The 14,258-nt window shown below is 53.8% G+C and carries 14 protein-coding genes; 12 read left to right on the top strand and 2 right to left on the bottom strand.

Annotation, left to right across the window (positions count from 1 at the left end; all coding sequences use genetic code 11):
• The first annotated feature begins 14 nt into the window (after nt 1–14).
• From argH to argF, 6 genes are all read left to right on the top strand, one after another.
• A complete protein-coding gene (gene argH, locus T363_RS0106880; protein ID WP_031474511.1) occupies nt 15–1,406 on the top strand; it encodes an argininosuccinate lyase in 1,392 nt (463 codons plus the stop codon).
• 20 nt (nt 1,407–1,426) lie between these two features.
• Nucleotides 1,427–2,347 (top strand): N-acetyl-gamma-glutamyl-phosphate reductase, encoded by a 921-nt coding sequence (argC, locus tag T363_RS0106875; RefSeq protein WP_031474509.1) that lies wholly within the window; start codon nt 1,427–1,429, stop codon nt 2,345–2,347.
• Between the two features lie 65 nt (nt 2,348–2,412).
• The gene (argJ, locus tag T363_RS0106870; protein ID WP_031474507.1) at nt 2,413–3,621 is read left to right on the top strand and encodes a bifunctional glutamate N-acetyltransferase/amino-acid acetyltransferase ArgJ; all 1,209 of its coding nucleotides are present in this window, start codon (nt 2,413–2,415) and stop codon (nt 3,619–3,621) included.
• Between the two features lie 91 nt (nt 3,622–3,712).
• On the top strand, nt 3,713–4,585 hold the full coding sequence (argB, locus tag T363_RS0106865; protein WP_031474505.1) for an acetylglutamate kinase: 873 nt from the start codon (nt 3,713–3,715) through the stop codon (nt 4,583–4,585).
• 26 nt (nt 4,586–4,611) lie between these two features.
• A complete protein-coding gene (locus tag T363_RS0106860; RefSeq protein ID WP_031474503.1) occupies nt 4,612–5,793 on the top strand; it encodes an aspartate aminotransferase family protein in 1,182 nt (393 codons plus the stop codon).
• Complete coding sequence (argF, locus tag T363_RS0106855; RefSeq protein WP_031474501.1) at nt 5,794–6,708, top strand: ornithine carbamoyltransferase; 915 nt, start codon at nt 5,794–5,796, stop codon at nt 6,706–6,708. It abuts the gene before it with no gap.
• A 56-nt stretch (nt 6,709–6,764) separates the two neighbouring features.
• On the opposite strand, the gene T363_RS0106850 is transcribed toward argF, so the two are convergent.
• Nucleotides 6,765–8,522 (bottom strand): [FeFe] hydrogenase, group A, encoded by a 1,758-nt coding sequence (locus T363_RS0106850; RefSeq protein ID WP_031474499.1) that lies wholly within the window; start codon nt 8,520–8,522, stop codon nt 6,765–6,767.
• Nucleotides 8,516–10,348, bottom strand: coding sequence for an NAD(P)-binding protein (locus tag T363_RS0106845; protein WP_031474497.1), 1,833 nt, complete (start codon nt 10,346–10,348; stop codon nt 8,516–8,518). The genes T363_RS0106850 and T363_RS0106845 overlap by 7 nt, the downstream gene beginning before the upstream one ends.
• Before the next feature lie 281 nt (nt 10,349–10,629).
• Here T363_RS0106845 and T363_RS0106840 point away from each other — a divergent pair, with 281 nt between their 5' ends.
• The 6 genes from T363_RS0106840 to T363_RS15545 all read left to right on the top strand — a co-directional run.
• Complete coding sequence (locus T363_RS0106840; RefSeq protein ID WP_031474495.1) at nt 10,630–11,217, top strand: SGNH/GDSL hydrolase family protein; 588 nt, start codon at nt 10,630–10,632, stop codon at nt 11,215–11,217.
• Entirely contained in the window at nt 11,198–11,608 is a 411-nt protein-coding gene (locus T363_RS0106835; RefSeq protein ID WP_031474493.1) for a peptide deformylase, read from the top strand. Before T363_RS0106840 ends, T363_RS0106835 begins: the two co-directional genes overlap by 20 nt.
• Entirely contained in the window at nt 11,608–12,156 is a 549-nt protein-coding gene (locus T363_RS16245; RefSeq protein ID WP_051643148.1) for a glycosyl-4,4'-diaponeurosporenoate acyltransferase CrtO family protein, read from the top strand. The genes T363_RS0106835 and T363_RS16245 overlap by 1 nt, the downstream gene beginning before the upstream one ends.
• Nucleotides 12,157–12,170: 14 nt before the next feature.
• Nucleotides 12,171–12,875, top strand: coding sequence for an SDR family oxidoreductase (locus T363_RS0106825; RefSeq protein WP_031474489.1), 705 nt, complete (start codon nt 12,171–12,173; stop codon nt 12,873–12,875).
• A gap of 26 nt (nt 12,876–12,901) precedes the next feature.
• Complete coding sequence (locus tag T363_RS0106820) at nt 12,902–13,573, top strand: Vat family streptogramin A O-acetyltransferase (protein ID WP_051643147.1); 672 nt, start codon at nt 12,902–12,904, stop codon at nt 13,571–13,573.
• A gap of 456 nt (nt 13,574–14,029) precedes the next feature.
• Nucleotides 14,030–14,258: helix-turn-helix domain-containing protein (locus T363_RS15545; RefSeq protein WP_161645949.1), on the top strand; the 229-nt coding region annotated here is incomplete at its 3' end.

The following is a 14,258-nucleotide window of genomic DNA, read 5'->3' as shown; positions in this document are numbered from 1 at the left end:
AGAGGTAATGCATTATGGCAAAATTATGGGCAGGCCGGTTCCAGAAAGAGACCGACCTTGTAGTAAATGATTTTAACTCGTCCATCCTGTTTGACTGCCGCTTGTATAGGGAGGATATCACCGGCTCGATCGCGCACGCGACGATGCTGGGCAAGCAGGGGATTATTGAACCGCATGAGGCGGAAAAAATCGTCGAAGGGCTGCAAGGCATCCTGCAGGATATTGAAGATGGCAAGGTGGAGTTTTCGCTGGACTATGAAGATATTCATATGAATATCGAGCAGCTGCTGACCGAGCGGATCGGAGATACCGGCAAGCGGCTGCATACCGGCCGCTCAAGAAACGATCAGGTCGCGCTGGATATGCGTATTTATGTGAAAAGCGAGATCTGCGAGATCATTTCCATGATCCTGACCTTTATGAAGACGCTTGCAAAGAAGAGCCGCGAAAATCTGGATGCGGTAATGCCGGGCTATACTCACCTGCAGCGGGCGCAGCCGACAACCTTTGCACACTATATGATGGCTTATGCCAATATGCTGCGGCGTGATGTGACCCGCTTGCAGGATTGCTATGAGCGTATGGACGAAATGCCGCTCGGTTCAGGTGCGTTGGCATCCACAACCTATCCGATCGACCGCGATTTCGTACGGGAGCAGCTGGGCTTTGCACGGCTGACGGACAACTCGCTCGATGGTGTGTCCGACCGCGATTACTGTGTCGAGCTGCTGTCCGCGCTGTCGATCCTGATGATGCATCTGTCACGGCTGAGTGAGGAGATCATTTCCTGGTGCTCGTGGGAGTTCAAGTTTGTAGAGTTGGATGATGCTTACTCCACTGGATCGTCCATTATGCCGCAGAAGAAAAATCCGGACGTATGCGAGCTGATCCGCGGCAAGACCGGCCGTGTGTACGGTAGTTTGACAACGATGCTGACCGTGCTCAAGGGATTGCCGCTGGCATATAATAAGGATATGCAGGAGGATAAGGAAGCTGTATTCGGCGCGATCGACACGGTAAAGCAGTGTCTGGAGGTGTTTACACCGATGTTCTCCACCATGACCCTGCGGAAGGATAACATGCGCAGGGCAGCATCGGGCGGCTTTATCAATGCGACCGACTGTGCGGATTATCTGACCAAGAAGGGCGTGCCGTTCCGGGATGCCTACAAGACAGTGGGGCGCTTGGTGAATCAGTGTATCAAATCGGATGAGACGCTTGAAACGATAACGATGCGTGATTTTGCCGCGATTTCGAATAAATTCGGGGACGATATTTATGACGCACTGGATCTGCGCACCTGTGTAGGTGAGAGAAAGGTCGTTGGCGGTCCGGCGCCGCAGGAGGTCACCCGCCAGATCGATAAGATTGAGAAGTTTATTGCGGCTGTGGAAGATGAAGTGTGACGGTTAAGAGGACAAAGCAGATGAAACCAAAGGTTTATATAGACGGGAAGGAAGGCACAACCGGGCTGCAGATCTATGAGCGGCTGGGCGGCCGCGATGATGTGGAGCTGCTGCTGATCGATGAAGACAAGCGTAAGGATACAGAGGAACGCCGCAAATTTCTGAATGCGGCGGATATCGTGTTCCTCTGCCTGCCGGATGCGGCGGCAAGGGAAGCCGTTTCGCTGATCGAAAACGACCATACCCGTGTGATCGACGCATCCACTGCGCATCGTACCGAACCGGATTGGGATTACGGCTTTGCAGAGCTTTCCGGGGCGCACCGCGCAGCGATTGCTGCTTCCGGACGGGTGGCAAACCCGGGGTGTCATGCGAGCGGTTTCATTTCCTCCGTGTATCCGCTGGTGGCACAGGATGTGATTCCGGCAGACAGTGCGCTGACCTGTTTCTCCCAGACAGGGTATTCGGGCGGCGGTAAAAAAATGATCGCGGAATATCAGGATGCGGATCGGGATGCGCGATATGCGTCCGGTCGAATCTACGGGCTGAATCTCAAACATAAGCATCTGCCGGAGATGGAATATGTCTGTGGCTTGGTGCAGCCGCCGGTTTTTGTGCCTGTGGTGGGGGATTTCTATAAGGGCATGGCCACAACGGTTATGCTGCCCGGAGTTGACGCGCATCTGGTGCACGAAACGCTTGCTGCGCATTACGAAGGGCAGAAGCTGGTATGCGTTGCGCCATTTGGCGGGGATGAGCCGGTTATTTACGCCAATACCATGGCCGGACACGACAGCCTGCAGCTGATCGTCTGCGGTCACGCGGAACAGACCATAGTTACCGCTTTATTTGATAATCTCGGCAAGGGAGCGTCGGGCGCGGCGGTGCAGAATATGAATATTATGCTTGGACTGGACGAAGACACCGGTTTGACGGTATAATACTGATAGCATAGTTGCAGAGCAGAGGAAACAGATCCAATGCAGGCGGCAAGGAGAAAAGTCATATGAAAATTATCGAAGGCGGCGTGTGCGCCGCAAAGGGTTTTACAGCGGGCAGTGTCCGGTGCGGAATTAAGGAGAGCCGAACAGCGGATGACACGGCAATCATCTTCAGTGCGTGCGAATGTACGGCTGCGGCTACTTACACAATGAACCGCGTTAAAGCGGCGCCGCTGTATGTGACGATGGAGCATTTGGAGAACGGGGTGGCGCGTGCAATCGTTGCCAATGCGGGCAATGCCAATGCCTGCGCACCCGACGGCATGGAGAATGCCCGCCGCATGGCAAAAGCTGCGGCCGCTGTGCTCGGTGTGGAGGAACAGGATATCATTGTTGCCTCAACCGGCGTGATCGGTCAGCGGCTGCCGGTGGAATGCATCGAAGCACATCTGCCGGAAATCGTGCTGTCGGACGATGCTTCCGAGCGGGCCAACCACGCGATCATGACAACCGATACCCGACCCAAAACGGCGGCGGTCGAATTTGTGGCAGGCGGTAAAACCTGTCACATTGGCGGCATCTGCAAAGGTAGCGGCATGATCCATCCCAACATGGGGACAATGCTGTCCTTTCTGACAACAGACTGCGCGATCACGCATGAAATGCTGACCGATGCGCTGCAGGAAAGCGTGAAGAAAACCTATAATCGCGTTACGGTGGATGGTGATACCTCGACCAACGATATGTGTGTAGTGCTTGCCAACGGTATGGCGGGAAACGAACTGATCGACTGGCAGGATGAGGATTATCAGGCGTTCTGCAAGGCGTTGGGCGAAGTCAATACCCGGTTGGCTCGTCAAATCGCGGCAGATGGCGAGGGCGCGACCAAGCTGGTTACCTGCACGGTAAAAAATTCACGTTCAGAGGAAGCGGCAGAGCGTCTGGCCAAGGCGGTGGTCGGCTCCAATCTGGTTAAGGCGGCTATGTTCGGCGCAGACGCAAACTGGGGACGGGTGCTGTGCGCAATGGGATATTCCAAGGCGCCGTTCCGGCCGGAATATGTGTCGGTGGCGTTTGCCTCTGCGGCAGGCAGTGTAACCGTATGTGAAAAGGGTGAAGCGGTGGATTTTGATGAGGCCGCAGCAAAACAGATCCTGTCGGAAAACGAAATCACGATTCAGATCGATGTGAACGAGGGTGAGAACAGCGCGACGGCATGGGGCTGTGATCTGACATATGACTATGTGAAGATCAATGGGGATTATCGAACCTGATGCCGATGCTGCCGGATGAATCAGATGCAGCGGTGCATGATTCAGAATCCGGTAGAGTGATCGAAATACCGAAATAAAGGAAAGGGCAAACATGGATACACAATATGATGCGGCTTTCAAAGCCAGAATTCTGGTGGAAGCCCTGCCGTATATTCAGCAATACTACGGGCAGACGGTGGTAGTAAAGTATGGCGGCAACGCAATGATCAATGATGAATTGAAGGATGCTGTCATTCATGATTTGGTGCTGCTTAATCTGGTTGGTGTCAAGGTCGTTGTGGTGCACGGCGGCGGTCCGGAGATCTCGGATATGCTGAAAAAGATCGGCAAGGAATCCAAATTCGTCAACGGTCTGCGCTATACCGACCGGGAAACGATGGATATTGTGCAGATGGTACTGTGCGGCAAGGTCAATAAGGATCTGGTCACCCTGCTGGAAAAGGCGGGCGGTCGAGGAATCGGTCTGGGCGGCATGGACGGCGGCATGTTTCAGGCGAAACGCCTGACCGACCGCACAGGTACGGATTACGGGTATGTCGGGGATATCGTTGATGTCGACCCGTCACCGGTGATCGATGTGTTGAACGAGGGTTATATCCCGGTAGTATCTACGGTGGCGCAGGGTATTGATGATGAAACAAATTATAACATCAATGCAGATACCGCAGCCTGTAAGCTTGCGGTAGCGCTCGGCGCCAAAAAGCTGATTTTGCTGACCGATGTGCGTGGGTTGATGCTGGATCCGGATGATGAGACAACGCTGATCCCCAACCTTAAGGTATCCGAGGTGCCGCGGCTGATTCGTGACGGCATCATCCGCGGCGGTATGATCCCCAAGGTGGACTGCTGCGTGGAGGCGGTGCGCAAGGGCGTGGAAGCCGCCAATATTCAGGATGGCCGCGTGAAGCATTCCATCCTGATCGAGCTGTTATCCAAGGTCGGTGTGGGAACGATGTTCCAGTAAATAGAACGGAAAAGAGCGAAAAGGCAATGAATTATCAAGAGCTGAAAAGCGAAGAACAAAAATATGTGATGAATACCTACGGCAGATTCCCGATCGCGCTGGATCATGGGGCGGGCGCAACTGTGTGGGATGTCGAAGGGAAAAAATATATTGATCTGGCTTCCGGCATTGGCGTGAACTGTCTGGGATATGATCATCCGCAGCTGATCGAAGCGATTGGGCAGCAGGCACACAAGCTGATGCATGTGTCCAACTTGTTTACGACTGAGCCGATGGTACAGGCAGCGAAAAAACTGGTGGAGAAGACGCACTTGAATGGTAAGGTGTTTTTTGCCAATTCCGGTGCGGAGGCCAATGAGGGCGCGATCAAGCTGGCGCGCAAATACTCCTTTGATAAATACGGAGAAGGCCGGTACAAAATTATCACGCTCGTTAATTCCTTTCACGGACGAACAGTGACCACACTGAAAGCAACCGGTCAGGATCGTTTCCACAATTATTTCTTCCCGTTTACGGAAGGCTTTGATTATGCACAGGCCAATGATATTGAGTCCGTTCGCCGCAAAGCGGACGATATGACCTGTGCGGTGATGATGGAACTGGTACAGGGGGAGGGCGGCGTGCTGCCGCTGGATCCTGCTTTTGTCAAACAGGTCGAAGCACTGTGCCGGGAAAAAGACTTACTGCTCATCATCGATGAGGTACAGACCGGCATTGGACGAACCGGCAGCCTGTTCTGTTTCCAGCAGTATGACATCCGGCCGGATGTGGTTACGATGGCTAAAGGATTGGGCGGCGGCGTACCGGTCGGCGCGGTGCTGGCAGCGGAATCCTGTGCAAAGGTTTTGACGCCGGGAACGCATGCGACTACATTTGGCGGTACGCCGATGATCTGTGCTGCGGTGAATGTGGTGCTCGATACCGTGGGGGACAGCCGCTTTTTGCAGGAGGTTCGCAGGAAAGGCGAATATCTGAAAAACGGCATTCTGGCGCTTGGCTCGCCGCATATTCATGGTGTACGCGGTATGGGGTTGATGCTCGGCATTATTGTGGACGAGGGGAAGCATACTGCGTTTGCCAATCGGCTGATCGAAAAAGGCGTTTTGGCGATCACGGCAGGAAAGAATGCCGTCCGCCTGCTTCCGCCGCTTGTTATCTCCGATCAAGAGATGGACGAAGCGATTACCATTATGAAAGAGGTTTTTTGAATGAAGCATTTACTGAAGCTGCTCGATTGTTCTACCGATGAGATTATCGGTCTGCTTGATTTGGCCGATCAGCTCAAATACGAAAAAAAGCATAATATTTCGCACCGCCATCTGGAGGGGAAAAGTCTGGGTATGATTTTTCAAAAATCCTCTACGCGGACACGTGTCTCGTTTGAGACCGGTATGTATCAGCTTGGCGGCCAGGCGCTGTTTCTGTCCAACCGCGATTTGCAGATTGGACGCGGTGAGCCGGTGCAGGATACGGCACGGGTGCTGTCCCGTTATCTGGACGGTATCATGATCCGTACCTATGAGCAGAAGGAGGTTGAAGATCTGGCGGGTTACGGCACGATCCCGATTATTAACGGACTGACCGACTTCTGTCATCCCTGTCAGGTGCTGGCGGATCTGATGACCATTCGTGAAAAATTTGCCGTATTGGAAGGGCTGAAGCTTTGCTACATCGGTGATGGCAACAACATGGCTAATTCGCTGATCGTAGGCGGCTTGAAAACCGGCATGAAGGTATCGGTTGCCACACCGGAGGGGTATCGCCCCCATGCAGAGGTGCTCGCATTTGCGGAATCCAATCCGGATTTCTTCCTGACCGACGACCCGATGAAGGCGGCAGAGAACGCGGACGTTGTGATTACGGATACATGGGCCTCCATGGGGCAGGAAGCGGAAAAGGAAGTCCGCATACAGGCATTCCGGGGGTATCAGGTCAATGATGACCTGCTGGCTGCTGCCAAACCCGGCTGCATGGTGCAGCATTGCCTGCCGGCTTATCGTGAGCAGGAAATTACGACAAAGGTGTTTGAAGCGCATGCGGATGAGATTTTTGAAGAGGCGGAGAACCGTCTGCACGCGCAAAAAGCTGTTATGGTAACGCTGATGGGAAAACAGGACGCTTGACCAAACAGAAAGAAACGCACGCCGCTGTGATGAAAGCATCACAGCGGCGTGCGTTTTTATGATCTGTTGTGCGGCATTTCCCAAGCAAAATGGTCGCAATGCAATAGGTGCTCAGCTTGTTCGGAGCAGGGTGTGCCGAGGGATTCGCGGTACAGCGCCTGCACAGCGGGATTTTCGTGTGAGAACCGAATATCAGCGCATGCGTCCAGCTGGTACAGCACATCGCCGCGGTCAACAGCTTTTTCGCGGTCGCTGCCGTCGATCGGCTGCCCGCCGCCGCCTGCGCAGCCGCCCGGACAAGCCATGACCTCGACAAACTCGTAATGCACATCACCGCGCAGCAGGGCTTCGATCAGATGGCGCGCGTTGGCAAGTCCGTTGGCAACAGCACAGCGTACCGGCGTTCCGTTCAGATCAAAGCATGCTTCACGCCAGCCGCGATATGCAAAGGTGCCGCGCACCTCATGGAAGGCGTCAGCAGCGGGATTGCGTCCGGCGGCGAGAAAATAGGCGGAGCGGAGAGCCGCTTCCATTACACCGCCGGTTGCGCCGAAAATGACGCCGGCACCGGAGCCGGGGCCGAGCGGAGAATCCGGCTCGGATTCCGGCAGTGTGCTGATATCGATATGCTCAGCGCGAACCAGACGGGCAAATTCGCGGGTGGTGAGCACAAGATCCACGTCCGGCCCGGCGTCGGTAGACTGCATACCCGGCAATTCGCATTCCGCTTTTTTGGCAACGCAGGGCATAATGGAGATGCTGAAAATCTGCTCAGGCGCAAGGCTGAGCCGTTCTGCCAGCCAGGTTTTGCACACGGCGCCGAACATCTGCTGCGGTGATTTGGAAGTGCTCAGCCGTCCTGTCAGCTCCGGGTACTGAGATTTGAGGAAGCGTACCCAGCCCGGACAGCAGGAAGTGAACATCGGCAGTTCGGTCAAATCGCCCGCCTGCAGCCGGTGCAGCAGCTCCGTGCCTTCTTCCATAATGGTCAGATCGGCAGAGAAGGTGGTGTCAAACACATATTCTGCGCCCATTTTGCGCAGAGCTGTGATCAACTGGCCGATAGTCGCGCTGCCGGTTTGCTGTCCGAAGGCTTCTCCCCATGCGGCGCGTACTGCCGGGGCGATTTGGACGACGGTAACCTTATGGGGATCTGCCAGTGCTGCAAAGGCGCGTGCGGTGTCATCCCGTTCGCGCAGTGCGCCGGTCGGGCAGTGGGTGATACACTGGCCGCAGAGCGAACAGTCGGCTTCCTTGATAAAGCGATGGCCGGAAACATCGATGGTGGTACGCGAACCGGAACCGCTGACATCCCATACAGAGAGCGATTGCACTTTGTCGCAAACCTGTACGCAGCGCATACACTTGATGCATTTGTTGACATCGCGGTACAGCGGGAATGTAGTCGTCCAGTTGGTTTTTTTGCCTTGTGCCAAATCCGCAGGATAAGGGATCGTGAGCACACCGAGATCGGTTGCGACCTTTTGCAGCTGACAGGTGCCGGAACGGACACAGGTAGCACATTTATTGTCATGCTGAGAAAGGATCAGCTCCACATTGGTGCGGCGCGCTTCGCGTACCCGCGGGGAATTGGTATGGATAACCATGCCTTCACGCACAACGTTATTGCAGGAGGGAACGAGCTTGCCTTCGCCTTCCACCTCGACGCAGCATACACGGCAGGCAGAGATCTCGTTGATATCCTTCAGGTAGCACAGGCTGGGGATCTCGATGCCGGCGGAGGCGGCGGCATCGAGAATGGTCGTGCCTTCTGGCACAGCGACCGGCGTATTGTTGATCGTCAGATTTACCATTTGGATGTCCGCCCTCCTTTGAAAATACCATAGCCGAAGTGGTCGCACCGCAGGCAGCGGGAAGTTTCCTGCTGGGCTTCTTCTTCGCTCATACCGCATTTGACCAGATCAAAATTGTCGATACACTCGGCAAGCGGACGGTTGCGCAGTTCTACGCGTCCGCAGGCAGGGGAGTTGGTCAGGTGCGCCGGTGGGATCTCCACATCAGCAGTAATCACATGATGAAAACCGAGGTGCTGATCGATGTTGGCGGCTGCGACCTTACCGGCTGCTACTGCACGGATGACCGTAGCCGGACCGGTTACAGCATCGCCGCCGGCAAAAACATGTGGTGTGTTGGGGACAAATGCATCGGACTCTGCTTGGATCTTACCGCGCACGACCGGCGTGACCTGCTCAAATGGTTTGGCATCGATCGCCTGCCCGATCGCTACAATGACGATATCACAGGGAATGCGGAACCGGGGCTGCTGCGCATCCTTGGGACGGGGACGGCCGTCCGCTCCGTATTCGCTGATGATCTGCGGACGGGTCCAAAGTGCGGTTACGCGGCCGTTTTCATCGGTTTCAATATGGTCGGGCGCCTGCAGGGGCAGGATTTGGCAGCCTTCGCTTTGGGCATCTTCGATTTCTTCGGCCAGTGCGGTCATATCGGTCACGCGGCGGCGGTAAACACAGGTGACATGCTGTGCGCCCAGACGGATGGCGGTACGGGTTGCATCCATTGATACATTGCCGCCGCCGATGACACAGACACGTTTGTTCTGAAAGTCCGGTATCCGTCCTTCACCGATATCGCGGAGCAGCTGCACGGCGGAATATACCCCGGGACTGCTCTCTCCGTCGATTCCCAGCTTTTTGTCGTTATGTGCACCGATGGCAATATAAACGGCATCGTACTGGTTTTCAATTTCTGTAAAGGGGATATCACGCCCGATTGCGGTATTTGTATGTACTGTAATGCCGGTGGACAGGATAAAATTGATATCGGCATCCAGCCGGTCAACGGGGAGACGATAATCCGGAATGCCGTAACGCAGCATACCGCCGAGCTGAGGGCGCTGGTCGTACACATCAACGCTGTGTCCCATCAGTGCCAGAAAATAGGCAGCGGAAAGACCACATGGGCCGCCGCCGATAATTGCAATACGTTTTCCGGTAGCAGGCGCACAGGGCGGAGGCGTGGTGTTGGTGGCATGGTCGCACGCAAAGCGTTTGATGCCGCAGATGTTGACGGCATCATCCACCATGCGGCGGCGGCACCGGGCTTCACATGGATGCTCGCATACATAGCCGCATACGGTGGGGAAGGGGTTATCCTTGCGGATCAAACGCACAGCGTCATCGTACCGGCCTGCGCGTACCAACGCAATATAGCCGGGGATATCCACGCCGGCGGGACAAAGCGCAACACAGGGCACGGGTTGGTTCAGACCGAACAGGCAGCGGCCGCTTTCTACATGAGAAAGATAATCATCCCGAAAACCCTGTACGCCTTGCAGCACCATACGGGCGGCTTCGTAGCCGATCGCACAGTCCGCCGTATCAAGGATCACCCGGGCAGTTTTTTCGATGAGGTCGATGGTTTCGGGTTCGGCAGTGGAATCGAGAACCTGCTCGAGCAGGCTGGTCAGCTGTCCCAGTCCGATGCGGCAGGGCACGCACTTGCCGCACGTTTGTGCGTGACAAAGACGCAAAAAGGATAGTGCCATATCCACAGGGCAAAGCCCGGGGGGACTGGCACTGATGCGGCGTTCCACATCACGGTACAGGCCTTCTACAACGGTTTGCGCATGTCCCGGTGTTTCAATGGATAAACGGCTCAAAGCAGCTCCTCCTCCTTGTCAAAAAGTCTTTGAACAGACTTCATCAGTATAGCGTTGTTTACGGAAAAAGTCAATTCGAGAGCTGGGTGGAATGGGCGGGGGACGGGACTTTAACAGGCCGGAATGTTGTTGCCTTGCTGCGGTGGGGCGTTTTGACTGGTGGTAAAGCACGGGTCTCTTGCGGTTTGATTCATCATCCGTTATAATACGTTTAACGCAAGGTAAACTCATATCATATTCAGTCTGATAACAGCGCGAAAGCATAGGAAGGAAGCGGTTTGATGCGGATACTAATGCTGGGAAACAGCCTGACTGCGGCCAATGACATGCCTGCAATGCTGGCAGATTGCATCGGCGCGAAGGTGTATCACCATACACGGGGCGGGGCGCGGTTATCCGAGCAGCTAAATCCTAATACTCGCCTGGGTGCGCGGACGCAGGAGGCATTGGTGCAGGAGAATTGGGATTATGTTGTGCTGCAGGAGATGAGTCACGGCCCGGTCACCGCACCCGAAAAATTCTTTTCCAGCGTTCGGGAGCTTTGCGGACAAATACGCACAAGAGGGGCAGTGCCGATCCTTTATGCGACTTGGGCATATCAAAGAGGGAGCGCAAAACTGGCAGCCAAGGGATGGGATTATGATGTGATGGCGGATGCATTGTCCGCTGCTTATCACAAAGCGGCGGTGGAGAACCATGCGTTAGTCGCGGATGTAGGGCAGCGGTTTTACCGCCTGTCAGGGATACAGGATTTGTATGCGGATGATGGTGTGCATCCAACTCCAAGCGGTTCCCGCCTTGCGGCAGAAACCATCGCAGAGGTGATACGGAGACAGGTGGAGGGACAAAATGATAAGGCCAATTTGTAAAGACGAAGCATTTTTGGCGCAAAAAGCAGAGATAGCAGTGCCGAATGATCTACCGGTGGCGCAGGATCTGCTGGATACCTTGCAGCACCACAGGGCGGGCTGTGTGGGCATGGCGGCTAATATGATCGGTGTGAACAAGCGTATTATCGCATTTGAGCAGGATGGCAGCTATATGGTGATGTTCAATCCGGAGATCGTCAGAAAAGCTGGGCCATATGATGCGGAAGAAGGATGCCTTTCTTTGGTGGGTACGCGTCCGGCCAAACGGTGGCATTCAATCAAGGTGCGTTGGCAAAATGAACAGTTTCAAGTGCGTGTAAAGAATTTTACCGGTTGGACAGCACAAATCATACAGCATGAGCTCGATCATTGCGAGGGAATCCTGATTTGATGAAAAACACTATGCGACGTGCGATGTGGCTGTCCGCGTGGATTACAGCGGCAGGGCTGCTTTTATGGAAGCTGCTTGCGCTGCGTATGATGCTGAGCCTTTTTATCACCGCCGGCACGGTCTGCTATCATATGAGCATCCGGCTGATAATTGGTTTTTGCTTTGACAGGTATATGAACAATCGGGCGAATCTGCAGTGCAGGTGGTATCAGACAGCTCCTTGGGAAATGTGGCTGTATCAAAAATTGCGGGTCAGACAATGGAAGGGCCGGATGCCTGTTTATGATAGTGCACTGTTTGATTTGCAGCAGCACACATGGACAGAAATTGCTGGCGCCATGTGCCAAGCAGAATTGGTGCATGAAGTCAATGCAGCCGTTAGTTTTGTTCCATTGTTGTTTTCGGTGTGGGTTGGTGCGTTTCCGATATTTCTAATCACTTCAATTATTGCAGCAGGGTTTGATTTGCTGTTTGCTGTGATACAGCGTTATAACCGTCCGCGTGTGATGCGCTTGGCGGTTCGGACGGCGGAGTACACCGGTATCTGAGAAAGGAAGAGTCGATGTTTCAGGGAAAAGTTGCTGTAGTAACTGGTGGCGCAAAAGGAATCGGCAAAGCAATCGTGCAGGCGTTTGAGCGGGCCGGTGCGAAGGTATGTGTGATCGATCTGTTGGATAACGGCTATTATGTGGGCGATATAGCGGAGCAAGAGGTAATGGAAGCCTTTGTACGCAAGGTCATCGCGGAGTACGGACACATTGATTATTTGATCCATAATGCAATGCCGCTGATGAAGGGGCTGGACGACTGCACTTACGAGGAATTCAATTATGCGCTTCGGGTCGGAGTAACCGCTCCGTTTTATCTGACGAAACTATTTGCCCCTTATTTTACAGCCGGTGCAGCGATTGTGAACATTTCCTCTTCACGGGATCGGATGAGTCAGCCCCAAACCGAAAGCTACACAGCGGCTAAGGGAGGTATTTCTGCCCTGACCCATGCGCTGGCGGTCAGCCTGGCGGGAAAAGCGCGGGTCAATGCGATATCGCCCGGATGGATCGATACCGAACAGCAAACCTACACTGGGGCAGATGCACTGCAGCAGCTCGTCGGCCGTGTGGGGAAGCCTTCGGACATTGCGCAGCTAGTGCTATATTTATGTTCGGATCAGGCCGGGTTCATTACAGGTGAAAACATTTGCGTCGATGGTGGAATGACCCGCCAGATGATCTATCACAATGATTTTGGCTGGACGCTGCAGTGCTGAAGCAGAGCAGAAGAAGGGGGAATGTGATGTTAGGACCGAATCCGGATGCGATCCATCCGAATCCTCAGGTTCCCAGTGTTTGCTATATTAAAAATGTGATCACCCGCCCGAATATTGAGGTGGGCGCGTATACATATTATGATGACGCGGACACAGGCGGGGAGGATTTTGAGACACACGTGACACATCATTATGAATTCATCGGAGACCGGTTGGTGATCGGAAAATTCTGTGCAATCGGGAAAGGCGTGGAATTTGTGATGAACGGCGCCAACCACCGGATGGCATCGGTGACTACGTATCCCTTTAACATTTTCGCACATGGCTGGGAGAGATGTACGCCGAGCCTGAGTGATTTACCATACAAGGGTGATACGGTAGTGGGAAATGATGTATGGATCGGGCAGCATGTAACAGTTTTGCCCGGCGTAACAATCGGTGATGGTGCGGTGATCGGGGCGGGTGCTGTTGTAGCCGGAGATATTCTGCCCTATACGATTGCCGCAGGCAATCCTTGCCGGGTGATCCGCCAGCGGTTTGATCCGGATCTGACGGCGTATTTGCTGCAGCTCCGTTGGTGGGATTGGGATGCAGAGAAGATATTCTCTCATCTGGAGATTTTATGCAGCGGAGATTTAGATCAAATCCGTGGTATTGCGCATGAAACAGTAGCTGCATCACAAATGCACAACAGCTGAGGACATGAACCTTGGCTGTCGTTTTTTTGAGAGAGAAAAATGTTTTGGTAGCAGGATCCCTTTGCGCCTATTTTTGGCAAAGTTCAAACGCCGGCTGCGGCAGTATGCCGAGCCGGCGTTTGCTATGTAGGGATCAGACGGCATTCAGTTCTTCCATGGCTTCCTGTTTGGTGTCAGCGGAGAACAGAAATGTACCCGACTGATCATATACTTCGATGTGCCCGTTGATATATTCGATCGAGTAGCTCATAGGTAGGACTCCTTTTCTTTGTTGTACATAGTGTACCAGAAAAAGAGTACGATAAACGGGACTTGTTACGGGGCGGAAAACGGGGTTAATTGAAAAACTAAACGCAAGTTTTTCTTGTACTCTTGCTCAAAATACTTGCATTTAGATTTACAGAGATGTTTTGTATAATAGTTCTGGACTGCCCGCCGGCGGAAAGGACGGCAATTATGGCAAAACATTTATCTCTGTCTGAGCGTGCCTTTATTGAGCGCGCTCTGGTTCATGAAAAGTCCTTCGCTGAAATCGCCAAACAACTCAACCGTTCCGCTACCACAATCTCACGTGAGGTCAAAAGTCACCGGGTTTTCGTGCAGCGCTTTCGGGATGACAAGAATGACTGTATCTTGTATCGCTCTTGCCTACGGCGGAATCTCTGTCCTACAGAGACCCGATATT

Source organism: Agathobaculum desmolans ATCC 43058, from assembly GCF_000701665.1.
Lineage (GTDB): Bacteria > Bacillota > Clostridia > Oscillospirales > Butyricicoccaceae > Agathobaculum > Agathobaculum desmolans.
This window is presented reverse-complemented; position numbering and strand designations above follow the sequence as displayed.

Excerpts from the sequence above, each read along its gene's own strand:
- argH (WP_031474511.1), top strand. The coding sequence starts at position 15 with ATGGCAAAATTATGGGCAGGCCGGTTCCAGAAAGAGACCGACCTTGTA.
- T363_RS0106840 (WP_031474495.1), top strand. The coding sequence starts at position 10,630 with ATGCGGATACTAATGCTGGGAAACAGCCTGACTGCGGCCAATGACATG.
- T363_RS0106860 (WP_031474503.1), top strand. The coding sequence starts at position 4,612 with ATGAATTATCAAGAGCTGAAAAGCGAAGAACAAAAATATGTGATGAAT.
- T363_RS16245 (WP_051643148.1), top strand. The coding sequence starts at position 11,608 with ATGAAAAACACTATGCGACGTGCGATGTGGCTGTCCGCGTGGATTACA.
- argJ (WP_031474507.1), top strand. The coding sequence starts at position 2,413 with ATGAAAATTATCGAAGGCGGCGTGTGCGCCGCAAAGGGTTTTACAGCG.
- T363_RS0106825 (WP_031474489.1), top strand. The coding sequence starts at position 12,171 with ATGTTTCAGGGAAAAGTTGCTGTAGTAACTGGTGGCGCAAAAGGAATC.
- argC (WP_031474509.1), top strand. The coding sequence starts at position 1,427 with ATGAAACCAAAGGTTTATATAGACGGGAAGGAAGGCACAACCGGGCTG.
- argF (WP_031474501.1), top strand. The coding sequence starts at position 5,794 with ATGAAGCATTTACTGAAGCTGCTCGATTGTTCTACCGATGAGATTATC.
- T363_RS0106820 (WP_051643147.1), top strand. The coding sequence starts at position 12,902 with ATGTTAGGACCGAATCCGGATGCGATCCATCCGAATCCTCAGGTTCCC.
- argB (WP_031474505.1), top strand. The coding sequence starts at position 3,713 with ATGGATACACAATATGATGCGGCTTTCAAAGCCAGAATTCTGGTGGAA.
- T363_RS0106835 (WP_031474493.1), top strand. The coding sequence starts at position 11,198 with ATGATAAGGCCAATTTGTAAAGACGAAGCATTTTTGGCGCAAAAAGCA.
- T363_RS0106850 (WP_031474499.1), bottom strand. The coding sequence starts at position 8,522 with ATGGTAAATCTGACGATCAACAATACGCCGGTCGCTGTGCCAGAAGGC.